The organism is Limimaricola cinnabarinus LL-001, from assembly GCF_000466965.1.
GTDB lineage: Bacteria > Pseudomonadota > Alphaproteobacteria > Rhodobacterales > Rhodobacteraceae > Limimaricola > Limimaricola cinnabarinus.
In genome coordinates this window covers 21297-45214 of record NZ_BATB01000026.1, presented here as the reverse complement: position 1 = coordinate 45214, position 23918 = coordinate 21297, and the positions used below count along the sequence as shown (strand labels likewise).

At 66.7% G+C, this 23918-nt stretch carries 17 protein-coding genes, 1 tRNA gene and 5 pseudogenes; 14 read left to right on the top strand and 9 right to left on the bottom strand.

The features are described 5' to 3' along the window. Nucleotides 1-492 (top strand): nucleotidyltransferase-like protein (locus MBELCI_RS21030; RefSeq protein ID WP_200861268.1); only part of this gene is annotated, 492 nt, incomplete at its 5' end. 108 nt (nt 493-600) lie between these two features. On the opposite strand, the pseudogene gyrA reads toward MBELCI_RS21030, so the two are convergent. Further along, nucleotides 601-3365: pseudogene (gene gyrA / locus MBELCI_RS10330) on the bottom strand (DNA gyrase subunit A). 207 nt (nt 3366-3572) lie between these two features. Here gyrA and MBELCI_RS10325 point away from each other — a divergent pair. Continuing rightward, nucleotides 3573-3848 (top strand): usg protein, encoded by a 276-nt coding sequence (locus tag MBELCI_RS10325; protein WP_021694143.1) that lies wholly within the window; start codon nt 3573-3575, stop codon nt 3846-3848. 58 nt (nt 3849-3906) lie between these two features. Here MBELCI_RS10325 and rocF read toward each other — a convergent pair whose 3' ends face one another. The 3 genes from rocF to MBELCI_RS10310 form a co-directional block, all read right to left on the bottom strand. After that, on the bottom strand, nt 3907-4767 hold the full coding sequence (rocF, locus tag MBELCI_RS10320; protein ID WP_021694142.1) for an arginase: 861 nt from the start codon (nt 4765-4767) through the stop codon (nt 3907-3909). Nucleotides 4768-4887: 120 nt separating this feature from the next. Then, nucleotides 4888-5346 carry a disulfide bond formation protein B gene (locus MBELCI_RS10315; protein ID WP_021694141.1) on the bottom strand — a complete coding sequence of 153 codons (459 nt, stop codon included), beginning with the start codon at nt 5344-5346 and terminating at the stop codon, nt 4888-4890. Further along, the gene (locus MBELCI_RS10310; protein ID WP_021694140.1) at nt 5343-5921 is read right to left on the bottom strand and encodes a YqaA family protein; all 579 of its coding nucleotides are present in this window, start codon (nt 5919-5921) and stop codon (nt 5343-5345) included. The genes MBELCI_RS10315 and MBELCI_RS10310 overlap by 4 nt, the downstream gene beginning before the upstream one ends. Before the next feature lie 93 nt (nt 5922-6014). Here MBELCI_RS10310 and ypfJ point away from each other — a divergent pair, with 93 nt between their 5' ends. The 5 genes and pseudogenes from ypfJ (at nt 6015) to MBELCI_RS10285 (ending at nt 11898) form a co-directional block, all read left to right on the top strand. After that, a complete protein-coding gene (ypfJ, locus tag MBELCI_RS10305) occupies nt 6015-6872 on the top strand; it encodes a KPN_02809 family neutral zinc metallopeptidase (protein ID WP_021694139.1) in 858 nt (285 codons plus the stop codon). A gap of 45 nt (nt 6873-6917) precedes the next feature. Further along, nucleotides 6918-7002 (top strand) — tRNA-Leu (locus MBELCI_RS10300). Between the two features lie 115 nt (nt 7003-7117). Beyond that, nucleotides 7118-8292, top strand: a pseudogene (locus MBELCI_RS10295) (glutathionylspermidine synthase family protein). 22 nt (nt 8293-8314) lie between these two features. Continuing rightward, a complete protein-coding gene (locus MBELCI_RS10290; RefSeq protein ID WP_021694137.1) occupies nt 8315-8920 on the top strand; it encodes a DUF1190 domain-containing protein in 606 nt (201 codons plus the stop codon). Between the two features lie 548 nt (nt 8921-9468). Continuing rightward, on the top strand, nt 9469-11898 hold the full coding sequence (locus MBELCI_RS10285) for a Hint domain-containing protein (protein ID WP_021694136.1): 2430 nt from the start codon (nt 9469-9471) through the stop codon (nt 11896-11898). 33 nt (nt 11899-11931) lie between these two features. Here MBELCI_RS10285 and MBELCI_RS10280 read toward each other — a convergent pair whose 3' ends face one another. Then, on the bottom strand, nt 11932-12561 hold the full coding sequence (locus MBELCI_RS10280) for a CTP--molybdopterin cytidylyltransferase (RefSeq protein ID WP_021694135.1): 630 nt from the start codon (nt 12559-12561) through the stop codon (nt 11932-11934). A gap of 113 nt (nt 12562-12674) precedes the next feature. Between MBELCI_RS10280 and MBELCI_RS10275 the strand changes: the two genes are divergently transcribed. Further along, a complete protein-coding gene (locus tag MBELCI_RS10275; protein ID WP_021694134.1) occupies nt 12675-13931 on the top strand; it encodes a DUF2254 domain-containing protein in 1257 nt (418 codons plus the stop codon). Between the two features lie 2 nt (nt 13932-13933). Here MBELCI_RS10275 and MBELCI_RS10270 read toward each other — a convergent pair whose 3' ends face one another. Beyond that, a complete protein-coding gene (locus MBELCI_RS10270) occupies nt 13934-14491 on the bottom strand; it encodes a lipid-binding SYLF domain-containing protein (RefSeq protein WP_021694133.1) in 558 nt (185 codons plus the stop codon). A gap of 103 nt (nt 14492-14594) precedes the next feature. Then, nucleotides 14595-15596 (bottom strand): porphobilinogen synthase, encoded by a 1002-nt coding sequence (gene hemB / locus MBELCI_RS10265; protein ID WP_021694132.1) that lies wholly within the window; start codon nt 15594-15596, stop codon nt 14595-14597. A gap of 130 nt (nt 15597-15726) precedes the next feature. Here hemB and MBELCI_RS10260 point away from each other — a divergent pair, with 130 nt between their 5' ends. The 5 genes and pseudogenes from MBELCI_RS10260 (at nt 15727) to MBELCI_RS10240 (ending at nt 22197) form a co-directional block, all read left to right on the top strand. Next, nucleotides 15727-16251: a hypothetical protein gene (locus tag MBELCI_RS10260; protein WP_021694131.1), complete on the top strand. Its 525-nt coding sequence runs from the start codon at nt 15727-15729 to the stop codon at nt 16249-16251. A 47-nt stretch (nt 16252-16298) separates the two neighbouring features. After that, a pseudogene (gene mfd, locus MBELCI_RS10255) lies at nt 16299-19761 on the top strand (transcription-repair coupling factor). Then, nucleotides 19761-20504 (top strand): glycosyltransferase family 2 protein, encoded by a 744-nt coding sequence (locus tag MBELCI_RS10250; protein ID WP_045319999.1) that lies wholly within the window; start codon nt 19761-19763, stop codon nt 20502-20504. The pseudogene mfd and the gene MBELCI_RS10250 overlap by 1 nt, the downstream one beginning before the upstream one ends. Beyond that, the gene (locus MBELCI_RS10245) at nt 20501-20818 is read left to right on the top strand and encodes a lipid-A-disaccharide synthase N-terminal domain-containing protein (protein WP_021694128.1); all 318 of its coding nucleotides are present in this window, start codon (nt 20501-20503) and stop codon (nt 20816-20818) included. The genes MBELCI_RS10250 and MBELCI_RS10245 overlap by 4 nt, the downstream gene beginning before the upstream one ends. Continuing rightward, nucleotides 20815-22197 (top strand): glycosyltransferase family 39 protein, encoded by a 1383-nt coding sequence (locus MBELCI_RS10240; protein WP_021694127.1) that lies wholly within the window; start codon nt 20815-20817, stop codon nt 22195-22197. Before MBELCI_RS10245 ends, MBELCI_RS10240 begins: the two co-directional genes overlap by 4 nt. Here MBELCI_RS10240 and MBELCI_RS10235 read toward each other — a convergent pair. After that, a pseudogene (locus tag MBELCI_RS10235) lies at nt 22194-22837 on the bottom strand (DsbA family oxidoreductase). The gene MBELCI_RS10240 and the pseudogene MBELCI_RS10235 overlap by 4 nt on opposite strands. 86 nt (nt 22838-22923) lie before the next feature. Between MBELCI_RS10235 and MBELCI_RS10230 the strand changes: the two are divergent. Next, nucleotides 22924-23552, top strand: a pseudogene (locus MBELCI_RS10230) (helix-turn-helix domain-containing protein). 9 nt (nt 23553-23561) lie between these two features. Here MBELCI_RS10230 and MBELCI_RS10225 read toward each other — a convergent pair. Next, on the bottom strand, nt 23562-23900 hold the full coding sequence (locus tag MBELCI_RS10225; RefSeq protein WP_021694123.1) for a hypothetical protein: 339 nt from the start codon (nt 23898-23900) through the stop codon (nt 23562-23564). Between the last annotated feature and the right edge of the window lie 18 nt (nt 23901-23918).

The following is a 23918-nucleotide window of genomic DNA, read 5'->3' as shown; positions in this document are numbered from 1 at the left end:
GATATGTGCAACAGCGCCCATCGCAACTATCCCTTTTTGTTCCGGCACCACATTGACCAAAAGGGAAAGGAAACCGATGACGGCGCGAAGATGGCCATACGATTGCTGAAGAATCTCAGCGCAGACAGTCAAAAAGACTTGTCAATCAGCAGCTATGACATTGCCAGCGTAGTTTTTCACTGCCCGTCCCATGTGATTGGGCGCCATGTTGCGAGAGACTTGGCAATCCTTTCAGGGATCAGTGCTTTCCTGAATCAGTTGGCGGCCAATCGTTCGCAAGCTGAAGCTCTCATGTCTCCGGATGGAACTCGAAAGATCTTCGACAAGAGCGAAAAATGGGGCAGCTTCTTGACGTTAGCTGGAAACACTTCTCAGCTCGCACGCGAGGTGGAGCGGGAGCTGGTCGGGCCTCAGCTCCTCATGGACCGGGATTTTGGTCAGGTCCTCAAGAGCCTGAACGAGAGCAAGATTCCCGTCGTCCCAACCTATTGAACGACCCGCATCATCACCAAACGAGATCGCGCCCGAAAACACATTGTTTCCGGGGCGCGGTGTCCCATATTCCGGAATGAGCCACGGTGGTCCGGACGGGGCGTTGTTTCATTCGGCGTCGCCCTGCGGCGCTTCGGGAGTGGCGGCTTCGACCGCCTCCACCGCGTCGCCCTGATCGGCGATCCGCGCCACCGAGACGACCTCTTCGCCGCGCCCGGTATCAAACACCTTCACGCCGCCGGCGGAGCGGGAGCGGAAGGAGATGCCGTCCACCGGCACCCGGATCGATTGGCCGGCGGAGGTCACCAGCATGATCTGGTCGCCGGTCTCGACCGGGAAGGCGGTGACGATCGGCCCGCCGCGCATCGCCTTGTCAGTGGCGTTCACGCCCATGCCGCCGCGACCGCGCACCGGGTAGTCATGGCTCGAGGACAGCTTGCCCGTGCCGCGCGACGAGATCGTCAGGATCAGCGTCTCGGAGGCCGACATTTCGGCGTAGCGATCGGGCTGAGCGCCCCGGCGGCGACGCCATCATCTTCGTCTTCGGCCTCGGCATCGTCGGCGATCCCCGCCATGGCGCGACGCATCTTGAGATAGGCCACGCGCTCTGAGGCTTCGGCTTCGAAATGCGGGATCACGGCCATGGAGACGACGTGGTCGTCGCCCGACAGGCGGATGCCGCGCACGCCGGTCGAGGACCGGCCCTGGAACACTCGCACGTCGGTGGTGCGGAAGCGGATCGCCCGGCCCGAGTCGGTGACCAACATCACGTCGTCCTCCTCGGACGCGATGCGCGCGTTCACCAGCGTCACATCATCGGGCAGCTTCATCGCGATCTTGCCGTTACGCATGACGTTGGTGAAGTCGGACAGCGCGTTGCGGCGCACGTCGCCTGCAGAGGTGGCAAAGATGATCTGCAGGTCGGACCAGTCCTCCTCGGGACGGTCGACCGGCATGATCGCCGCGATCGAGACGCCCGTGGGAATCGGCAGGATGTTGACGATCGCCTTGCCGCGCGCGGTGCGGCTGCCAAGCGGCAGGCGCCAGCATTTCAGCTTGTAGACCATGCCCTCGGTCGTGAAGAACAGCATCTGGTCATGCGTGTTCGCCACGAAGAGCGAGGTGACGACGTCGTCCTCCTTGGTCTGCATGGAGCCGAGGCCCTTGCCGCCGCGCCGCTGGGAGCGGAACTCGGCCAGCGGCGTGCGCTTGATGTAGCCGCCCTGGGTCACGGTGACGACCATGTCCTCGCGCTCGATAAGGTCCTCGTCCTCCATGTCGCCGGCCCAGTCAACGATCTCGGTGCGGCGCGGTACGGCAAAGAGATCGCGCACCTCGCGCAGCTCCTCGCGGATGATCGTCAGGATGCGTTCGCGCGACGACAGGATGTCGAGGTAATCGCGGATCTTTTCGGCCAGCTCCTGAAGCTCGTCGGTAACCTCCTGCACGCCGATCTGCGTCAGGCGCTGCAGCCGCAACTCGAGGATCGCGCGGGCCTGCGCCTCGGAGAGGTTGTAGGTGCCGTCCTCGTTCACCGGGTGGAGCGGGTCGTCGATCAGCTTGATGTATTCGATGATCTCATGCGCGGGCCATGCCCGGGTCATCAGCTTTTCGCGCGCGTCGCCCGCATCGGCCGAGGACCGGATCGTGGCCACGACTTCGTCGACATTCGACACGGCCACGGCGAGGCCGCACAGGATGTGGCTGCGTTCGCGCGCCTTGCGCAGAAGATACGCGGTGCGCCGCGCGATCGCATCCTCGCGGAAGTCGAGAAAGGCGGTCAGGAAGCCGCGCAGGGTCAGCGTCTCGGGACGGCCGCCATTGAGTGCCAGCATGTTGCAGCCAAACGAGGTCTGCATCGGGGTGAAGCGGAACAGCTGGTTCAGCACGACGTCGGGGGTGGCATCGCGCTTCAACTCGACCACGACGCGCACGCCGTTGCGGTCGCTCTCATCCTGCACATGGGCAATGCCCTCGATCCGCTTGTCGCGCGCGGCTTCGGCGATCCGGTCGATCATCGAGGCCTTGTTCACCTGATAGGGGATCTCGTCGACGACGATGGCGTAGCGATCCTTGCGCAGTTCCTCCACGTGGGTCTTGGAACGGATGATCACCGAGCCGCGCCCTTCGAGATAGGCCTTGCGCGCGCCCGAGCGCCCGAGCATCAACCCGCCGGTCGGAAAGTCGGGGCCGGGGACGAATTCCATCAGCCCCTCGGACGACAGGTCCGGATCGTCGATCAGCGCGAGGCAGGCGTCGATGACCTCGCCAAGGTTGTGCGGCGGGATGTTGGTCGCCATGCCGACGGCGATGCCGCCCGCGCCGTTGACCAGCATGTTGGGGAAGCGGGCAGGCAGGACCGTCGGTTCGCGGTCCTTGCCGTCATAGTTGTCCTGGAAATCGACCGTGTCCTTATCGATGTCCGACAAAAGGAACGCGGCGGGGCGGTCCATGCGGACCTCGGTGTAGCGCATGGCCGCGGCGTTGTCGCCGTCCATGGAGCCGAAGTTGCCCTGACCGTCGAGCAGCGGCAGCGACATCGAGAAGTCCTGCGCCATGCGGACCAGCGCGTCGTAGATCGCGCTATCGCCATGCGGGTGATACTTGCCCATCACGTCGCCAACCGGGCGGGCCGACTTGCGGTAAGGCTTGTCATGCCCGTTGCCGGTCTCGTGCATGGCGTAGAGGATGCGCCGGTGCACGGGCTTGAGTCCGTCGCGCAGATCCGGGATCGCGCGGCTGACGATCACGCTCATCGCGTAATCGAGATAGGAGGTCTTCATCTCCTCGACGATGGAGACCGTGGGGCCGGTGGGCGCGGGGCGCTCGGGCATGGAATCGTCGGTCTCGGGTGTGTCGGGAATGTCGCTCACGGGGGGAAAGCCTGCTGTCTTGTGACTGCTATATATTGTGAGCCAAACCTATAGCACCCGCGCCATATGGGGCGCAACAGAGGATGCCGCCGCCCGCTGGCAGCCGCCGATGCACGTGGCTAACAATCTGGGATAATTGACTTTTCACGGTTCTAAGCTGGAATCAAACTGCGGGGTCAAGCCCGCGCGCCATGCAGGAGCCATTTCATGCCCGCAAATCCCTCGGAAACCGAGTTGATGCTCAGGGGCTACGGCCTCACCACGGCCGAACTGTTCTACCGGATGCCGGACTACAGACACGTGCTCAACAGCTTTGTCTGGCAGGAGTACGACCTCGCCCCGGACCACCCGAAACTCTTCGAGTTCATCGAGTTCTGGCAAGACGAGATCGAAGGACCGTTGCACTCGGTGCGCTTCACCCATCGCAAGATGATCTCGCCCGGCGAATGGCGCAACGTGACGGGCGAGTTTCATTATCACTGAGGATGCGCCCGGGGGCGCTGCCCCCGGACCCCCGGAGTATCTTGGGAATGAAGTAGCCTCAGAGACCGCGCGGTGTCGGCCGGTCGAAGACGCGGCGGCCCATGAGCGAGGCCGCAAGTTCCACCATCAGCGCGGCGGTGCGGCCGCGCTCGTCGAGCGAAGGGTTCAACTCCACGAGGTCGAGCGAGGCGACGAGGCCGCTGTCGGAGAGCATCTCCATCGCCAAATGCGCCTCGCGCACCGTTGCTCCGCCCGGGACCGTGGTGCCGACCGCAGGGGCCGCCGCCGGATCGAGAAAATCGACGTCGAGCGATACGTGCAGCAGGCCGTTGGCCGATTGCACTTTTTCGAGGAACTCCGACAGGGGGCGCGCGATGCCGATCTCGTCGATCATGCGCATGTCCACCAGCGTTGCATCACCATCCTCGAGCGCGGCGCGCTCCTCGGGATCGACGCTGCGCAGGCCGATCATGCCGACCTGACTGACCGGGACCGTGGCGGGCAGGGACGGGAAGGCGTCAAAACCTTCGCGGCCCGTCACATAGCCTAGCGGCGTGCCGTGCAAGTTGCCGGTAGTGGTGCTGTCGGGCGTGTGGAAATCGCTATGCGCGTCGAGCCAGAGCACGAAGAGCGGGCGCCCGACATCCTTGGCATATGCGGCCATGCCCGCGACCGAACCCAGCGACAGCGCGTGGTCGCCGCCCATGAAGATCGGAAAGCCATTGGTCGCCTGCTCGCGCGCCGTGCGCATCAGCGCGGCGGTCCAGCCGACGTTGAGCGCCAGCTCGTGGATCACGCCGTTGCGGGGCGGCGCCACCTCGACCCGGTCGGGGGCGACGTTGCCGATATCAATGACCCCGTGACCCAGCGAGGCAAGCGCCTCGGCAAGACCGGCGGTGCGGTAGGCGTCGGGGCCCATGAGGCAGCCGCGGCGTCGTTTGCCGCAGTCCACAGGGCGCCGATGAGGATGCAATCTGTCATGCGCGGATCATGGCGCGGCAGCGCGGGGGCGGGCAAGGGGTTTCCTCGGGTCGCCCTCTCAGCTGCGGCGCAGCGCGGAGATCCACAGCACGACGAGCACGGCCGAGAACAGAGCGTTCCAGCTTGCCATCGACAGGCCGAGCAACTCCCAGCTCACCACATCGCACATCACCAGCCGCGGCCCGTCGGTGGCGAGCAGATCGCCGCCCTTGAGCGAACCGAGGCTTTCGCCTGTGCCGGTGCAGCTCGACGGGCCTTCCCACCAGTCGCGCTCGACACCGGTGTGATAGACGCCGATCGCGGCGGTGGTCGTGGCAGCCAGCGCGCCCAGCAGGGGAAGAACGCGGCCCGGCAGCACCAGCGCGATCAGGCCCACCGCGATGGCGATGCCATGCGGCCAGCGTTGCCAGATGCACATCGCGCAAGGCGGATAGCCGAAGGCCTGAAAGAGGAAGGCCCCGCCCAGAAGCGCGGCGGAGCCGAGCGTGGCGAGAAGGACGGTCAGATAGCGGCTCACAGATACCTCGTTGCGTAAAACCCGGCGAAGAGCATGGCGCAGAACACCGTGAAGACCAGCCCGAGGCGGCGTTCGATGAAGTCGCGCGCCGGGTCGCCGAAATAACGCAGGATCGCCGCGACGAGGAAGAACCGCGCCGCCCGCGCCACGATCGACGACAGGATGAACACCGGCAGCGACAGCCCCGTCACGCCGGAGGCGATGGTGATGACCTTGAAAGGGAAGGGCGTGACACCGGCGATCAGCACGGCCCAAGCGCCCCAGTCGTTGTATTTGAGCTTGAATGCCTCGAATTTCTCAGCCTTGCCATAGAGGTCGAGCACCCATTGCCCGACGCTGTCGAACAGCGCGGCGCCGATCCAATAGCCAAGCAGTGCTCCCGCGACAGAAGTCACCGTGCAGACCAGCGCGATCAGCCAGGCCCGGCGCGGTCGCGCGAGGATCATCGGGATCATCAGCGCGTCCGGCGGAATCGGGAACACCGAGGATTCGGCAAAGCTCACCGCGCCGAGGGCCGGAAGGGCATGGCGGTGGCCCGCCAGAGAGATCGTCATGTCATAGAAACGGCGCAGCATGGAACCCGCATCACCTGTGAAACGTCCCCTGTTCAGGAACACGGCCCCGTCGCGGGGTCAACCGGGCATTCGCCCACGAAGGAGAACGATGACATGAAATGGCGCGGACGCCGGGGCAGCGGCAACATCATTGACCGGCGGCGCTCAGGCGGTGGGCGAAGCGGGCGCGGCGCGGCAATCGGCGGAGCCGGCGGATTCGGGCTGCTGGCCGTGGTGGTCGTCGGCTATTTTCTCGGGGTGGACCTGACGCCCTTGCTGAATGACGGGCAGATGCAGCAAGGCGGCGGCGAGATCACCGCGGCCGACGAGGAGGCCGCGCAGTTCGTCTCGGTCACCCTCGCCGACACCGAGGAGATCTGGGCCGACATCTTCGAACGTGAGATCGGCGCGACCTATGATCCGGCCGAACTGGTGCTGTTCAAGGGGGCGACGCAATCGGCTTGCGGCGGTGCCTCGGCTGCCACGGGGCCGTTCTATTGCCCGCCCGAAGAGCGGATCTTCCTCGATACGGCGTTCTTCACGACGCTCGAGCGGCAGCTCGGCGCGGGGGGTGATTTCGCCGCCGCCTATGTGGTGGCGCATGAGGTTGCCCACCACGTTCAGAACGAGATCGGTGTGCTGGGCGAGGTCAACGCCGTGCGCCAGCGCAGCGACGAGGCGACATCGAACGCGCTGTCGGTGCGCATCGAGCTTCAGGCCGATTGCTTCTCCGGCATCTGGGCGCGCCGCGCCGAAGCCCGCTTCGGATCGCTCGAACCGGGGGATGTGGAAGAGGCGATGAACGCCGCCGCGCAGATCGGCGACGACACGCTGCAACGCGAGGCCGGGCGCACGGTGCGGCCCGATAGCTTCACCCACGGCACTTCCGAACAGCGGCAGCGCTGGTTCGCCACCGGCTATGAGCGGGGCAGCGTCGCCGCCTGCGACACCTTTGCCGCGGATCGCCTCTGACCCACGTTGACGAGATCGCGGGCGCGGTCTATTCGGATTGCGCTGGCCGGTGTGGCGGAACGGTAGACGCAGCGGATTCAAAATCCGCCGCCCACAAGGCGTGGGGGTTCGAGTCCCCCCACCGGCACCAGCGATCCTCACGATCTCCCGAGAACTGCCCCCGAACGGTTCTGGGGGGCTGGCCCGCATGCGCCATGCGCGCTAGGTCCCCCAGGCGCGCCCGATCGCGCGCCGGAGGACAGACCATGCAGCGCATCGCCACGGGGGCCCGACCCGATCTCAAGGAAAAGGCCCGCGAGGCCGGGTTCACGTTTCATCACATGCATGGCGAACCCTATTGGGACGAGGAGACGGTCTATGCCTTCGATCTCTCCGAGGTCGAGGACATGATCGAGGACCCCGCGACCGAATTGCACGGGCTGTGCCGCGAGGCGGTGGATCACGTGCTACGCTCGGAGGACTTGATGGACCGCCTCGCGATCCCGCCCGGCGCGCGCGCGATGATCGCGGCCTCGTGGGAGGCGGGCGAGCCCGAGCTCTATGGCCGCTTCGATCTCGCCCATGACGGCGAGGGTCCGGCCAAGCTTTTGGAATACAACGCCGACACGCCGACCGCCTTGTATGAGAGTGCCGCGTTCCAGTGGCAGTGGCTCGAAGACATGGTCGGGGCGGGGCGGCTGCCCCAGGGCACGGACCAGTTCAACGGGCTGCACGAGGCGCTGGTGGCGCGGCTGGCCGAAATATTCGCCCGCGACACGACGTGCATTTCGCCTGTTTTCCCGATGACCCCGAGGATTACGCCACCACCGAATACATGGCCTGGGCCGCGCGCGAGGCGGGGCTTGGGGCGCATTTCGTGCCGATCCCCGAGATCGGCCTGACCGATGCAGGGCAGTTCGCGGATGGCGAGGGCCGGGTGATCGGCGCGATGTTCAAGCTTTATCCGTGGGAGGACATGCTGCGCGACGATTTCGCCCAAGCATTGCCTGGCGCGCGCTGCCATTTTCTGGAGCCGCCATGGAAGGCGATCCTGTCGAACAAGGGGATCCTGCCGGTGTTGTGGCGGCTGTTCGAGGGCCACCCGAACCTGCTGCCCGCCTATTTCGAGGACGAGGCCGACGGCGCCGCCGCCCGCGCGGCGCTCTCGGGGGGGCATGTGCGAAAGCCGCTCTTTTCGCGCGAGGGGTCGAGCATTGACATCGTGACGCCCCAAGGGACGGAAGCGTCGCCCGACCGCAGCTATGAGAACCACCCGGCGGTCCTGCAGGCCTATCATCCGCTACCGGTCTTCGACGGCATGTACCCGGTCGTGGGTGCATGGGTCGTGGGAGAGACCTGTGTCGCCATGGGGCTGCGCGAGGATCGTGGCCGCATCACCCGAGACCTGAGCCGCTTCAAGCCGCATTTCATTCGCGCCTGACCCGCACGAGGAGGAGACCGCCATGACCATCGCCAGCCCCCGGAGCCCCGCCGCCCCGCGCAAACGCTCGCGCCACGTTCGCCTCGCGCTTGTCGGGGCCACCGCCTTCACGCTCGCCGCCTGCCGCGACGAGGACGTGCCCTCCGCCGCGTTCCCGACGCTCGACGCCTGTCTCGAGGCCGCCGCGGGCCCGGGGACATGGGTCACCGAGGAAAGCTGCGAAAGCGGCTTCGGCGAGGCGCTCGAGGCGCATGTCGAAACCGCGCCCCGCTATGACGATCAAGCCTTGTGCGAGGCCGAGCATGGCGGCGAATGCATGGTCGAGGAACGCCCCGGCGGCGGCGGATCGGTGTTCCTGCCGCTGATGGCGGGCTATCTGCTGGGCAACATGCTGGGTGGGAGGGGCGCGCGGGCGCAGCCCTTCTACGGGCGCTCCTCCGGCGGTTTCGCCACGCCGGGCGGCACAGTGCTCAACCGTGCGAGCGGCAGCACCACGCTGTCGCCCAATGCCTACAATGCCGGACCCTCGACCCGCACCGCCGCGCCGATGACCCGGGCAACCGTGGGCCGGACGGGTGGCTTTGGCGCGGCGCGGACCGCCACAGGGGCCCGGGGGTTCGGCGGCTGAAGGCGCCAAACCCCCGCCACATCGGCACAATCCGGATCGAATGCCGAAACTGATTGCGGATCGGCAACGAAGATTGCGGCCAAAAATGGGCAACCCGGTGGAAGGCGGCGGCAACGCCGCGCCACCGGATTGTCCACTGATACCGCGCAATGAACGGCGAGATGACGCCGTTCCCCCAGAAAACACCCGAGTCGCAGCCGTGTATGCGACAGAATGGTTTCGCTTTTCTTAACAATGTAGGGCAGGATCGCCGCAATCTGCTGCGGGATTTTCGGATCATGGCCTACATCGCAACATTTTTCAGACACTTTTCTATTTGTCCCCCGCCTTGGGCGGGATAATTATGGTCCAGGCCCGATGAGGGCGGTCCGCCGGGGGTGGTTGGATCAAGAGCGTCTGCAAGTGGTCCTGGGGGGACAACAGCAGCACATCGATGAGCTCTCTGCCGAAGTCGGCACCGGATGGTGCGACCCGCGTCTCGGCGCGGGACGGGCAGGGCGGTTCGAGCAACGAGGCGGGGCAGTCACCCGCGGTTAAGGAGACGACGGATGGCGGACAATCGGATCGACGGAACGCCGGGTGACGACACGCTCTTTGGCGGCGCGGGCAACGACGAGATTTTTGGCGGGGCGGGCAACGACACGCTCGATGGCAAGGGCGGGACCGACACGCTCCATGGCGGTGATGGCGAGGATCACCTCTCGGGTGACGCGCATGACACGCTTTATGGCGGCGCGGGCAGCGACACCTTCACCCCCGGTCGCGGCGGCGTCGTCTATGGCGGCGGCGATGGCAGCCTCGACGATGTCGATACGCTCGACCTGCGCGGCATGGGCAACATCTATGCCAAGGATATCGTGCCCGATGGCGATGGCAACGGCTCCAGCGGCTGGATCCAGTTCCTCGACGAGAACAAGGTGCCCACCGGCGAGCGTCTCGATTTCTACAACATCGAGAACTTCCTGAAGGACCCGCAGAGCAACCACGCGCCGGACGCGCAGGACGACACCGCCACCACCGGGAGGGACATGGCCGTCACCATCGACGTGCTGGCCAATGATTCCGACCCCGACGGCGATCCGCTGCGCGTGACCGAGGCGCGCGCCAGCCGCGGCGAGGTCGTGATCAACGATGATGGCACGCTGCTTTATACTCCCGAACCCGGCTTCGATGGCGACGTGACCATCGACTACGCGATCGCCGACGATCGCGGCGGTGTGGACAATGCCAGCGTGGCGCTCCGCGTCACCTGCCAGGCCGGCCCCGACGGCATCGTTTCGGGCACGATGGGCGATGACCTCATCGATCTGGCCTATGACGGAGACCCCGATGGCGACCGCATCGACAACGGCGATGCTATCCTCGGCGACGACGCCCCTGATGACGACCGCGTCGAGGCCTATGGCGGCAACGACACCGTGCTGGCGGGCAATGGCGACGACGAGGTCTATGGCGGGGCCGGCGACGACACGCTCCACGGCGAAACTGGCGACGATCGGTTGTTCGGCGGAGAGGGGCGGGACACGCTCTTTGGCGGCACCGGCGATGACACGCTCGATGGCGGCGCAGGAAATGACGAGCTTTTCGGAGGCCGCGGCCGCGACGTGATCCATGGTGGCGACGGCGATGACGTCATCGACTCGAGTGATGGGGACCGCGAAGCCGACTTCGACCGCTTCGACAATCCCTATCCCGGTATCGGCCTGACCCCGGACCCCGATGTCTTCGATGACCGCGACACCGTCTATGGCGGCGCGGGCAACGACACGGTCCACACCGGCGACGACCGCGACACCATCTTCGGCGGGACTGGCAACGATACCATCGACGCGGGCATCGACGACGACCGTGTGCTCGGCGATGAAGGCGACGACACCCTCACCGGTGGCGAGGGCAACGACACCATTTTCGGTGGCGAAGGCAACGACGTGATCCACGGCGGTCTCGACCCGCGCTTTCCCGACAGCCTGAACATCCGCAACGATGAGGGCGACCGTCTCACCGATAACGGCCAGGACGAGCTCTATGGTGGCGAGGGCGATGACACGATCTTCGGTCAGGACGACGACGACAAGCTGTTCGGCGGCGCCGGCGACGACCGCCTCGATGGCGGCATCGACAACGACACGATCTTCGGCGGGGCCGGCAACGACACGATCATCGGCGGTCAGGGCGTCGACCGGCTGTTCGGCGATGACGACCGCGACCTCTTTACCGGCGGCAATGGCGGAGATCAGGTCACCGGCGGCGAAGGCGGTGACGATTACGACACGCTCGACCTGACCGGCGCGGATATCGACCGGATCGAGTATACCTCGGAGGACCGCGAGGACGGTATCGTCTACTTCAAGGACGGCACCCAGATGCAGTTCGAGGAGATCGAGAACGTCGTGCCATGCTTCACCCCGGGCACCGTGATCGCCACGCCGCGCGGCGAGCGCCTCGTCGAGGAGCTGCGCGAAGGCGACCGCATCATCACCCGCGACAACGGCATCCAAGAGATCCGCTGGGTCGGCCACAAGCAAGTCGGACCCCAGCAATTCCTCACGAGCCCGCATCTCAAGCCGGTGATGATCCGGGCCGGGGCCTTGGGCAACGGCCTGCCCGAGCGCGACATGATGGTCTCGCCCAATCACCGTGTGCTGCTCTCGGGCGATCGCGCTCAGCTCTACTTCGAGGACAGCGAAGTGCTGGCCGCCGCCAAACATCTCGTCGGCTCCAAGGGCATCCATACGGTCGAGGTCCCGCGCACCAGCTACATCCACTTCATGTTCGACCGCCACGAGGTGGTGCTGTCGAACGGGGCCTGGACCGAAAGCTTCCAGCCGGGAGATCACTCGCTCAAGGGTATCGGGACCGAACAGCGTGACGAGATTTTCGAGCTGTTCCCCGAGTTGCGTGGGCGCGCAGGGATCGACGGATACCGATCGGCCCGCAAGGCGCTCAAACGCCACGAAGCCCGTCTGATGGTCGTCTGATCGCAACCGCTGTCTTTCACAAGTAGCCGTTTTTTAATTAGTCTTTATCCCGTGCGGGCGAAGGGCCATGTCCCTTCGCCCTTTTTCCATACGCCATTCGGCCCAAGCTTCTGGCGTGTCGAGATCGTGCGTGGCGATGACGCCGGGCAGGCGCACCAGACGGGTCCGCGGCCCGTACGGAGCCAGCACCGCACGCCCGCCCGAGGCGCCCGATAGTGCCATGAATCTCGGCCTCAACGCGGCGTCGCAGACCACAGGGTGGCCGGGCCGCCCCACCGCGGAAGCCCCGCGCCATACCAGCGTACCATCTTCTCGCGCGGCCGCGTCGAACACGCGGGCGATCGCCGACGCGTCGAGATCCGGCAGGTCCGCGGGCATGAGGCCAAAACGTCGGGCGCGCGGCAGCCGCGCCACACCTTCGCGCAATGTCGCCCCCATGCCCTCGGCGCTGGCCGCGATCTCGAACCGCGCGACGTCGAGCCCGTCGAGCAGCGCCGCGCGCGGATCGTCGGGCCGCAGCGCCACATGCACCCGCGCCCCCGCCGCGATCCCGGCCATGACCTGCCGGCGCAGCAGCGATACGCCGTCGATCGTCATCGCCAGCTTGTCGTCGCCGCGCATCCGTGACGAGGCGCCGGCGGCGAGGATCAAAAGCGGAAACATGTGCAACTCCCGGAGTTTGTGCGACGTTGGTACGGGGATGCCGCGTTCAAGGGAGCGGGGCCCGCATAGGCGTGCCACGGACAATGCCGTGCCGCGCCGGAACGGAAGGGACCATGTTCGCCACGGTACTGCGCAAGATCCACCGCTTGTCGCGTCGCCTCTGGGTGCGCGTCACGCTTATCTCCGGTCTGGCCTTCGTCGCCCTCGGAGCGGCCAAGCTGTTCGGGCCGATGATCCCCGACGGGCTGTCGGACATGATCGGTGCGGATGCGCTGAACCGGCTTTTGGACATCATTTCGACCTCGATGCTCGCCGTCACGACCTTTTCTCTCTCGGTGATGGTCTCGGTGCACCAGTCCGCATCCTCCAAATGGACGCCGCGCGCGCACCGGATGCTTCTGGCCGACACCACGACCCAGACCGTGCTGGCCACCTTCGTCGGGGCTTATATCTATTCGCTCGCCGCGATCATCCTGCTCTCGACGCCCTATTACGGTGAAAAGGAAATCGTCACGCTCTATATCGCGACGCTCGCGGTGCTGGTGCTGATCGTCTTCGTGATCCTGCGCTGGATCCTGCATCTGCAGGCCTTGGGCAGCCTCGTCGACACCACCGCGCGGATCGAGCGCGAGGCGCTTCGCACCTTTCAGGGTCGGATGGAGCGCCCTTGCCTCGGCGGTCATGCGCTCGACCCCGGTGATATTCCCGGCACGGCCCGGCCCCTGCGCGCGGATCGCACCGCCTATATCCAGGCGATCTACGAGGACAGCCTGCAGCAGGCCGCCGATGAGCATGATGGCCGGGTCTATCTCGACGCGCCCGTCGGCCGGTTCGTGCACGAGGGCGAAACCATCGCGCATCTGATCGGTGGCGGCGAGGCGCTGGATGAGGCGGTTCGCAGTCATATCCACATGGGCGAGCTGCGCACCGCCGAGCAGGATCCGCGTTTTGCGCTGATCATGCTGTCGGAGATCGGATCCAAGGCGCTGTCGGCGGGCATCAACGATCCCGGCACGGCAATCGACGTGATTGGGCGCATCGGCCGGGTCATCGGATCCTATCGCGACGAGATCGCGCATGGCCGCGAAAAGGCGATCCACGATCGGCTCTGGGCGGTGCCGCTCGATCCGCGCGACCTGATGCAGGACGGGTTCGGAGCGATAGCGCGCGACGGTGCGTCGCAGGTCGAGGTGCTGACCGCGATGCTCAAGACGCTCGAGGCGCTCGGCCGTCACCCCGACGCGACCATCGCCGCCGCCGCGCGTGCCATGGCGCACGAGGCGGTGGAGCGCGGTCGCGCGGCGATCGATTTCGCGCCCGATCGCGACCGGCTCGCCCGCGCTGCGCCAGAACTGGCGGAGCGCAGCTGAGATCAGGGGATGATGCGGCTGTATTTCGTGCCCTCGAGGGTCGCGCCGACACGCAGCCCGGTCTGCGCGAAGACCACGGCGATCACCGGCGACAGCGAGGTGATCGTCTCGGCGCGCAGCATCTCGCCGCGGTCGTTGATCGCGTATTCGACATCCGCACCGGCGGCCCAACCCGGCGCGCGCCGAAAATCTCCAAGCGCCTGCTCGGTCATGAAAAACAGCACGTGGCTGAACTGCTGCGCACCGATCTGCAGCCCCGCGCTCGCCGTGGCGGCGGAATAGTAATCGACGACGCTGCGCCCCACGAGAAGCGCGCCGCGCCCATAGGCACCGCCGAGGCCAAGCCCGACCTCGGTCATCAGCGGCATCACCAGCATGCCGCGCGATTGGGCCGAAAGCTCGCGCGTGCCGGGGTAGAGATCGTACATGTGATCGAGCGTGCTTTGCACCCGCGCGTCGATGCGCGATCCGCCGTCGCTGCCCACGCCGTTGCCGCAGGCGGCCAGAAGGCCGGTCGCGCCGAGGCCGAGCATCATCCCGCGCCGTGTCGTCTTGTCCATGTCGCTGCCCCTCATGCGATGTCGCGCCGCCCTTGTGCCGGACGGTCGGGCCGACCATAGGCCAGCCCGGCGGCGCTGTCATCCGCCGATGGGGGAGCGGGGCTCAGCCGGCCATGATCCGCGCGGCGCGCGGCGCGAAATAGGTGAGCACCCCGTCGCAGCCGGCGCGGCGGAAGGCCATCAGGCTCTCCATCATCACCCGGTCGCCGTCGAGCCAGCCATTGCGCGCGGCGCCCTCGATCATCGCGTACTCGCCCGACACCTGATAGGCGAAGGTCGGCACCTCGAAGGCGTCCTTCACGCGGTGGCAGATGTCGAGATAGCTCATCCCCGGTTTGACCATCACCATGTCCGCGCCCTCGGCAAGGTCGCGGCCCACCATGCGCAGCGCCTCCTCGGCGTTGGCCGGATCGATCTGGTAGGTCTTCTTGTCGCCCTTGAGCGCGCCGGACGCGCCGACCGCGTCGCGGAACGGCCCGTAGAAGGCCGAGGCGAATTTGGCCGCGTAGCTCAGGATCGCGACATGGCCGTGGCCCTCGGACTCGAGAGCGGCGCGGATCGCGCCGATGCGCCCGTCCATCATGTCCGACGGCCCTAGGATATCTGCCCCCGCGCGCGCCTGCGCCAGCGCCATTTTGACCAGCGCCTCGACGGTTGGGTCGTTGACGATCTCGCCATCGACGACATAGCCGTCATGGCCGTTGATGTTGTAGGGGTCGAGCGCGATGTCGGTCATCAGCGCCATCTCGGGCACCGCGTCCTTGATCGCGCGGATCGCGGTGTTGGTGAGGTTGTCGTCCGACCACGCCTCGGCGCAGTCCTCGGTCCGGCTCTCGGGGCCGGTATAGGGGAACAGGCACATCGCCGGGATGCCCAGGGAACGCGCCTCGCGCGCCGCCGTCACGGCCCGGTCCACCGTCAGCCGCGACACGCCCGGCATCGAGACTATGGCGCTCTGTTCGTCGCGGCCCCCCTGCAGGAAGATCGGCCAGATCAGGTTGTCCGGCGTCATCGCCGTCTCGCGGGTCATGGCGCGAAGCGCCGGGGTACGGCGCAAGCGGCGCGGGCGCGACAGCGGGAAGGGGGCGGCGAAGGGCTTCGGCATCGAGCGTCTCCCGAGCGGGGTTTTCATATCACAGCATCGGGTTGGCACGGTTTGCCGCAGGCCACAAGTCTGGGCATCGGCCGGGGGCGCGGCTAGGTTCCGCCCGAGCGAACGACCGGATGATCCACGCGTGACCCTGACCCAGACCCTCTTCGAAGTGATCGACATGCGGTCCTTCTCGAACCTGTGGTTCTGGATCATGCTGGCGCTGGTCTGGTCGTCGGCCAGCCACCGGGTGATCGGCGTACCCTTCGACATGGTGGCGCGGGCGCGCCGTTTCGGCGGCCAATCCGAGCGCGACCTCGTCGATCTGGTGCGGATCAACGTCAACCGGATGCTGCATGTCGCGCATGTGGCGGGTGGCTGGCTGATCGCCGTCGCGGGTTTCGTGCTGAGCTCGCTGCTGCTGCTGGCGTTCTGGTACGATGTCGAATTCGCGCAGGCGGTGGTCCTGATCGCGCTGCCGATGGGGCTGGTGGTCGTCATGGGCTTTGCCACGGCGCGGCGCATTGCCGCGGAGCAGCCCGACGCGCAGACGCTGTGCCGCAGGCTGGCGCGGCATCGTTTCTGGGTGCAGGTGATCGGCATGATCTCGATCTTCGTGACCGCGATGTACGGCATGTATCAGAACCTTTCCGTCGCGCCGGGGTTCTGACCCTTCGGGACGCTTGACAGCGCCCGCCCGAAAGGTAGGTCAGCGCAATGGTAAAGACGAACGGCAGCAGGATCACGGTTTCGGGCGCGCCCGAAGGCTTCGACGCGACACTCGTGCTCAAGGAGATCGAGAAGGCCGGCGGCCCTGTGATCCATGTCGCGCGCGACGACAAGCGCATGGCCGCGATGCGCGCCGCGCTCGAATTCTATGCCCCCGACATGCCGGTCGTGACCTTTCCGGCGTGGGATTGCCTGCCCTATGACCGCGTCTCGCCCGCTGCCGAGATCTCGGCGGCGCGCATGGCGGTGCTGGCGGGGCTGATCCATGGCATGCCGGAGCGCTTCGTCCTGCTCACCACGCTCAACGCCGCGACGCAGCGCGTGCCTGCGCGCGCCACGCTCAAGGACGCGGCCTTTGTCGCGCATGTCGGCGACCGGATGGACGAGGCGGGTTTGCGCGCCTTTCTTGTGCGGATGGGCTTCACCCAGAGCCCGACCGTCACCGAGCCGGGCGATTACGCCATCCGCGGCGGCATCATCGACATCTATGCCCCCGGTCAGGCGGCCCGGTCCGGCTCGACATGTTCGGCGACGTGCTCGACGGCGCGCGCCGCTTCGACCCCGCGACCCAGCGCACCACCGAAAAGCTCGACCGGATCGAGCTGGCGCCGGTTTCGGAGGTGATCCTCGACGAGGCTGCGATCACCCGGTTCCGGCAGACCTATCGGATCGAGTTCGGCGCCGCAGGCACCGACGATCCGCTCTATGAGGCCGTCACGGCGGGGCGCAAGCAGTCGGGCATGGAGCATTGGCTCGGCTTCTTCCAGGACGATCTGGAGACGCTGTTCGATTATCTTCCCGGCGCACCAGTAACGCTCGACGACCAGACCGCGCCGGGCCGCGACGCGCGCTGGACGCTGATTGCCGACGCCTATGACACCCGCCGCCACGCCATGTCGCAAAAGGGGCGGATGGACTCGGTCTACAAGCCCAGCCCGCCGCAGCTTCTCTATCTCGACGACGACGCGTGGGTCAAAGCCACCGAAGGCCGCCGGGTGCTGCGCTTCGCACCGATCCAGCAGGCCACCGGCCCCGGCGTGATCGACGCGGGCGGGCGCATCGGGCGCAACTTTTCGCCCGAACGGCAGCAGGAAAGCATCAGCCTCTTTGCCGCGCTCGCCACCCATGTGAAGGACCGCATGAAGGCCGGGCCGGTGGTCATCGCCTCCTATTCCGAAGGCGCGCGAGAGCGGCTATCGGGGCTGATCGAGGATGAGGCCTTACCGAGACGATCCACGTGCGCGACTGGAACGGCGTGGGCAAGCGCGGGCTGCATCTGGCGGTCTGGCCGCTGGAGCACGGTTTTCAGACCGAGACCGTCACCGTCATCTCCGAGCAGGACGTGCTGGGCGAACGGCTGATCCGCCGCGCCCGCAAGAAGCGCCGGGCCGACAATTTCCTTACCGAGACCCAGAGCTTGAGCGCGGGCGACCTCGTCGTGCATGTCGATCACGGCGTCGGCCGCTATCACGGGCTCGAGGTGGTGACGGCGTTGGGGGCGGCGCATGAATGCCTGCTGATCGAATACGCCGAGAACGCCAAGCTCTATTTGCCGGTCGAAAACATCGAGCTTCTGAGCCGCTTCGGCCACGAAGAGGGTATGCTCGACAAGCTTGGCGGCGGCGCGTGGCAGGCCAAGAAGTCCAAGCTCAAGGAGCGCATCCGCCAGGCCGCCGAGCGGTTGATCCGCATCGCTGCCGAACGGGCGCTGCGCAATGCGCCCAAGCTGATCCCGCATGACAGCATCTGGGAGCAGTTCCTCGCGCGGTTTCCCTATGACGAGACCGAGGATCAGCTTCAGGCGATCGAGGACGTGCTCAACGACATGGAGTCGGGCCACCCGATGGACCGGCTGATCTGTGGCGACGTGGGCTTCGGCAAGACCGAGGTGGCGATCCGCGCGGCCTTCGTCGCCGCGATGTCGGGCGTGCAGGTGGCAGTCATCGCGCCGACCACGCTGCTGGCGCGCCAGCACTACAAGAACTTCGCCGAACGCTTCCGCGGCTTTCCGATCAACGTGCGCCCGCTGTCGCGCTTCGTGTCGGCCAAGGAGGCGGCCGAGACCCGCGCCGGGATCACCAGCGGGCAGGTCGATATCGTTGTCGGCACCCATGCGCTGCTGGCCAAGAGCGTGAAGTTCCGCGACCTCGGGCTTCTGGTCATCGACGAGGAGCAGCATTTCGGCGTCAACCACAAGGAACGCCTCAAGGCGCTGCGCACCGATGTCCACGTGCTGACCCTGACCGCGACGCCGATCCCGCGCACGCTGCAGATGTCGCTCACCGGGGTGCGGGATCTGTCGATCATCGGCACGCCACCCGTCGACCGTCTCGCGATCCGCACCTATGTCAGCGAATTCGACGCCGTCACCGTGCGCGAGGCGCTCCTGCGCGAGCGGTTCCGCGGCGGGCAGAGCTTTTTCGTGGTTCCGCGCGTCAACGACCTGCCCGAGATCGAGGCCTTCCTGCGCGACGAGGTGCCCGAAGTGTCCTATGTCGTGGCACATGGCCAGATGGCGGCGGGCGAACTCGACGAGCGGATGAACGCCTTCTATGACGGGCGCTACGACGTGCTTCTGGCGACCACCATCGTCGAAAGCGGCCTCGACATCCCCACCGCCAACACGATGATCGTGCACCGCGCCGACATGTTCGGACTGGCGCAGCTCTACCAGATCCGGGGCCGCGTCGGCCGCTCCAAGACCCGCGCCTATGCCTATCTGACGACGCGCCCGCGCGCACCGCTGACGCCCGGCGCCGAAAAGCGGCTGCGCGTTCTGGGCAGCATCGACAGCCTGGGCGCGGGCTTCACCCTCGCCAGCCAGGACCTCGACATTCGCGGCGCCGGCAACCTCATCGGCGAGGAGCAGTCGGGCCAGATGCGCGAGGTGGGCTTTGAGCTTTACCAGCAGATGCTCGAGGAGCAGATCACCAAGATCCGCTCCGGCGAGGCCGAGGGCCTGTCCGAGAGCGAGGGCCAATGGGCGCCGCAGATCAATCTGGGCGTGCCGGTGCTGATCCCCGAGGCCTATGTGCCCGATCTCGACGTGCGGCTCGGGCTTTACCGTCGGTTGTCGGACTTGACCACCAAGGTCGAACTCGAAGGGTTCGCCGCCGAGCTGATCGACCGCTTCGGCCCACTGCCGCGCGAGGTCAACACGCTCATGCTGGTCGTGCGCATCAAGGCAATGTGTCTGCGCGCCGGCATCAGCCAGCTGGATGCCGGCCCGAAAGGGGCCACCATCCGTTTCCACAATGACAAGTTCGTCTCGCCCGAGGGCCTGGTCGAATTCATTCAGGACCAGAAGGGCCAGGCCAAGGTGAAGGACAACAAGATCGTCGTCATGCGCGACTGGTCGAAGGAGGCCGACAAGATCCGCGGCGCCTTCGGCCTCGCCCGCGAGCTTGCCGAAAAGGTCAAGGCGGCCAAGAAGGCGAAAGCAGAGACCTGATGACGGAACCGACTTCAACAACGGAACGCAACCACAGGATAACGCTCGTTATTCCAGCTTATAACGAAGCAGGGAACATCGACGCTCTGGTGCAGGAATCCTTCGACGTGCTGCCGGAGGCGCTTTTGGGAGAGCTGATCGTCGTGGACGATTGCTCGACCGATGACAGCACGGTGCGGTTGGCGGCGTTGCGGGCGCGACATCCGCGCCTGCGGGTACTGCGCCATACCGCGAATGCCGGGCAGAGCGCCAGCGTGCGCAGCGGCGTTGCCGCCGCGCGCTTTCCCCTGATCGCCACGCTCGACGGCGACGGGCAGAACCCGCCGGGGGACATCCCGGCGCTGGTCGCGGCCTACGACCCCGCCGGTCCCCAGCTTGTCGGCGGTGTGCGCGCCAAGCGGCGCGACACATGGTCCAAGCGCACCGCTTCGCGGCTCGCCAATGCGCTGCGCCGCCGGGTCCTGCGCGACGATTGCCCCGATACCGGCTGCGGCCTCAAGGTGTTCGAACGCGACCGTCATCTCGCCTTGCCGTTCTTTCACGGCCAGCATCGCTATCTGCCGGCGCTGTTCCGCGCCTATGGAGCGAGTACGGCCTATGTGCCGATCGGCGACCGGGCCCGGCGTCATGGCGCTTCGAACTATACCAACTGGAAGCGGGGCCTGCAGGGCATTCCCGACCTGATGGGGGTCCGCTGGCTGGTGATGCGCGCGCGCCCGGCGCGGACCGAGGAGATCCTATGACCTTGTTCACCGAATGGTTCGCCCGGACCGGCTGGGCCGAGATCGCATGGTTGACCGTCGGCTTTCTGGCCCAAGCTCTGTTTTCGGCGCGGTTTCTCGTGCAATGGATTGCCAGCGAGCGGGTGCGCAAGTCGATCGTGCCCGAGGCGTTCTGGTATTTCTCGGCCAGTGGCGGCGCGATGCTGCTCGCCTATGCGATCTGGCGGCAGGATCCGGTGTTCATTCTCGGCCAAGCCTTCGGCCTGGTTGTCTATGCGCGCAACATCTATTTCATCTGGTCCGAACGGCAGGCCGAGAACCGCGCCGAACCATGACGAGCGATCGCGCCTGGATCGCGCTGATCGTCGTCTGGGCGATGGTTCAGGTGGCATGGCGCTTCGCCCAAGGCCCCGCGCTCGAACTTGACGAGGCCGAGGCGTTCTATTTCGCGCGCAATCTCGCCTTGGGCTACAACGCACAACCGCCGCTGTATTTCTGGCTGCAATGGCTGGTCTTTGCCGTGGTGGGTCAGGGGATCCTCGGCCTCGCGCTGCTTAAATACGCGTTGCTCGGTACGGCGGGACTTTTGCTTTATGCGATGCTGCGCCGCTTGCGTCCGCCTTTCGAGGCGGGGGTGGCGGTGATGGGTCTCGGCCTTTTGCCGCAGGTTTTGTGGGAGGCCCAGCGCGCGCTTACCCATTCGGTGCTGGCGCTGACCATGGCGCTTCTCGTGATGGCGCTTGCGGACCGTGTGTTGCGCGGCCCGGGGCGCGCGGGATTGGGGGCGTGGGCGGCCTTGGGCATTACGGCAGGGCTCGGGGCCATCTCCAAATGGAACGTGGCGCTGCTGCCGCTGGCGATCCTGCTTGCGGCCTGTCTGCGTGCCGAATGGCGGGCGCGGATCGACCCGCGCGGCGTCATGTTGGCGGTGGTCGCGGCCGCAGCGGTGGTCGCCTTGCCGTTCTGGTGGGTGTTTCGCAACCCGGTCGTCGCGGGAGGGTCCTTGCACAAGCTGGGGATCGATGAGGCCGCGCCGCTGTGGCGCATGCTCGCCGGGCTGGGAAGCCTCGCCTCGGCCTGGATCGCCTTTTGCGGTCTGGTGATCGTGGTCGGCGGTCTCATCGCCTTCAAGCTTCGCGGCCAAGCCCGCTGGCGTCCTGATCCGCAGTCGCGGCTGATGCTGGTCACCATGGGGGCTGGCGCGGGGCTGCTCGCGGTCGGGGTCGTGCTGTCCGGCGTGACCGACGTGGCCGATCGCTGGCTGCTGCCGATCGCCGTGTTCTCCGCCCCGGTTTTCGTGCTCTGGGCGCTCGACAGCCTCGGGCCGCTCGGCGGGCGGTGGCTCGCGCGCGGGCTCGGCGCGCTCTGGGTCACGGGCTTTGCGCTGTTGCCGGTGTCGGGCTGGGTTGAGCCGGGCTACCGCGCCGCCGATTTCGCGGGGCTGGCAAAGTGGATCGAGGACCGCCACTCCGACGCGGCGGTGGTGAGCGACAGCATCTGGATCGCTGGGAACCTGGCGCTCGTCCTGCCGGACCGCCCGGTCTGGCGCAGCGTTGATACGCCCGAACTGACGGGCGCGGTGCTGTGGGTGGCACGGCAGGGTACGGCGCAGGCCTTGGCCGCCACGAGGGGAAAGACCGCCGCGCCGGCAGGCGGCCACCCCTTGCGGCGCGGCGGCCGACGGGAGGCGGTGGACCTCGCCTTCAGCCCCTAGCCCTCGTCGGCGATCTGGGCGCGGATGTCGCCGATCACCTTGACCCACATCTCCTTGGTTTGGGCGCCCGGCACGCCGTGGCGTTGTGCCACGATGAAGGTCGGCACGCCGGTCACGCCCATCTCGCGGCTATGCGCGTCGCGGCGGCGGATATTCTCAAGATCGGAATCGCCGTCCAGAAGACGGCGCACCATGGCCGCGTCCATCTCGATCCCGTCGGCAATGTCGGCGAGCACATCGTGGTCGCCAATGTCGCGCCCGTCGGTGAAATAGGCCCTGAACAGCGCGCTCACCGCCGCTGTCTGCCGCCCCTCGATCCCGGCCCAGTGAATGAGCCTGTGCGCATCGAGTGTGTTCGGCGTGGTGGCGATCCGGTCGAGGTTGAGCGCGAGACCGGCTTCGGCGGCGCGCTCGACGATCGGCGCATAGGCCCGTGCCGCGCCGTCGCGGCGCCGAACTTGGCTTCGAGATAGGCGCGCCGGTCCATGCCGCCCGCCGGCATGTCGGGGTTAAGCTGGAACGGGTGCCATTCGATGGAAAAGGGATGGTCGGGGGTCTCGGCCAGCGCCGCGTCGAGACCGGCCTTGCCGATCCAGCACCACGGGCAGATCGGATCGGAGAGGATATCGAGTTTCACCATGGTGCCGCCTCATCGTTATGCAGCCTCGCAGCTAGCCCCGCTGGCCTTCGGTTGCAAGCGCGCGCGCCTCGCGTATATGTCGGCGCATGCCCGACCCAGACACCCGTCCCGGCGCCCTGATCCGCATCGCGCGCGAGAACGGCACCTCCGAAACCGCCCCTCCGCTCGATCTCGGGCCGCGCGTGCGTGAGCTGCGTCAGGCGCAGGGCTGGACGCTCGAACAGGCGGCGGGGCATGCAGGTCTCGCGCGCTCGACGCTTTCGAAGATCGAGAACGGGCAGATGTCGCCGACCTATGACGCGCTCAAGAAGCTGGCGCAGGGCTTGGGCATCACCGTGCCGCAGCTGTTCACCCCGCCGCGCCGCGATCGGGTACTGGGCCGCATGGTGACGACCCGCGCAGGCGAGGGTACGGGGCAGATCACCGCGACTTACGAGCACAAGCTTCTGGCCGAAGGTATCAGGGCCAAGAAGATGCTGCCTTACCGCGCCCGGATCAGGCGCGCGCCTTTGAGGAGTTCGATGGCTGGGTGCGACACGACGGGGAGGAATTCCTCTACGTGCTCACCGGCACGATCCGGCTACTGACCGAGTTTTACGAGCCGGTCGAGATGAAGCGTGGCGACAGCGCCTATTACGACGCCGCGATGGGCCACAACGTGATCTCGACCAGCCCCGAGGACGCGACGATCCTATGGGTCACGTCGCTCGAGTGAGCCGCGCGCTCAGCTGTCGCGCCCGTCCTTGCTGTCGTCATCGCCGAATTCGGCGTCGTCGCTGAACACGTCCTCGCCGGGATGCATCGACCGGGCCGAGGCGATAATCCGTTCGTTGTCGCGGGTCTCGTCCATCACCGCGTCGGCCGGGTCCGTGCCCTCGAGCCATTCCGAGACCTCGTCGCGCGCGTCTTCGCGGCTCATGCCGGTCACCTCGCACATATGATCGAGGAACGGGCCCAGCTCCCCTTCGGTGGCCTCGACCTCGTCGCTGTCGAGATCCGGCCACTGCGTCAGGATGTTGGGCACGAAAGCGTGCCAGTGCTTGGCCACATGGCTCCATTTCATCGCGGGTCTCCTCATGCT

Excerpts from the sequence above, each read along its gene's own strand:
- MBELCI_RS10325 (WP_021694143.1), top strand. The coding sequence starts at position 3,573 with ATGCCCGCAAATCCCTCGGAAACCGAGTTGATGCTCAGGGGCTACGGC.
- rocF (WP_021694142.1), bottom strand. The coding sequence starts at position 4,767 with ATGGGCCCCGACGCCTACCGCACCGCCGGTCTTGCCGAGGCGCTTGCC.
- MBELCI_RS10310 (WP_021694140.1), bottom strand. The coding sequence starts at position 5,921 with ATGCTGCGCCGTTTCTATGACATGACGATCTCTCTGGCGGGCCACCGC.
- ypfJ (WP_021694139.1), top strand. The coding sequence starts at position 6,015 with ATGAAATGGCGCGGACGCCGGGGCAGCGGCAACATCATTGACCGGCGG.
- MBELCI_RS10290 (WP_021694137.1), top strand. The coding sequence starts at position 8,315 with ATGACCATCGCCAGCCCCCGGAGCCCCGCCGCCCCGCGCAAACGCTCG.
- MBELCI_RS10285 (WP_021694136.1), top strand. The coding sequence starts at position 9,469 with ATGGCGGACAATCGGATCGACGGAACGCCGGGTGACGACACGCTCTTT.
- MBELCI_RS10280 (WP_021694135.1), bottom strand. The coding sequence starts at position 12,561 with ATGTTTCCGCTTTTGATCCTCGCCGCCGGCGCCTCGTCACGGATGCGC.
- MBELCI_RS10275 (WP_021694134.1), top strand. The coding sequence starts at position 12,675 with ATGTTCGCCACGGTACTGCGCAAGATCCACCGCTTGTCGCGTCGCCTC.
- MBELCI_RS10270 (WP_021694133.1), bottom strand. The coding sequence starts at position 14,491 with ATGGACAAGACGACACGGCGCGGGATGATGCTCGGCCTCGGCGCGACC.
- hemB (WP_021694132.1), bottom strand. The coding sequence starts at position 15,596 with ATGCCGAAGCCCTTCGCCGCCCCCTTCCCGCTGTCGCGCCCGCGCCGC.
- MBELCI_RS10250 (WP_045319999.1), top strand. The coding sequence starts at position 19,761 with ATGACGGAACCGACTTCAACAACGGAACGCAACCACAGGATAACGCTC.
- MBELCI_RS10245 (WP_021694128.1), top strand. The coding sequence starts at position 20,501 with ATGACCTTGTTCACCGAATGGTTCGCCCGGACCGGCTGGGCCGAGATC.
- MBELCI_RS10240 (WP_021694127.1), top strand. The coding sequence starts at position 20,815 with ATGACGAGCGATCGCGCCTGGATCGCGCTGATCGTCGTCTGGGCGATG.
- MBELCI_RS10225 (WP_021694123.1), bottom strand. The coding sequence starts at position 23,900 with ATGAAATGGAGCCATGTGGCCAAGCACTGGCACGCTTTCGTGCCCAAC.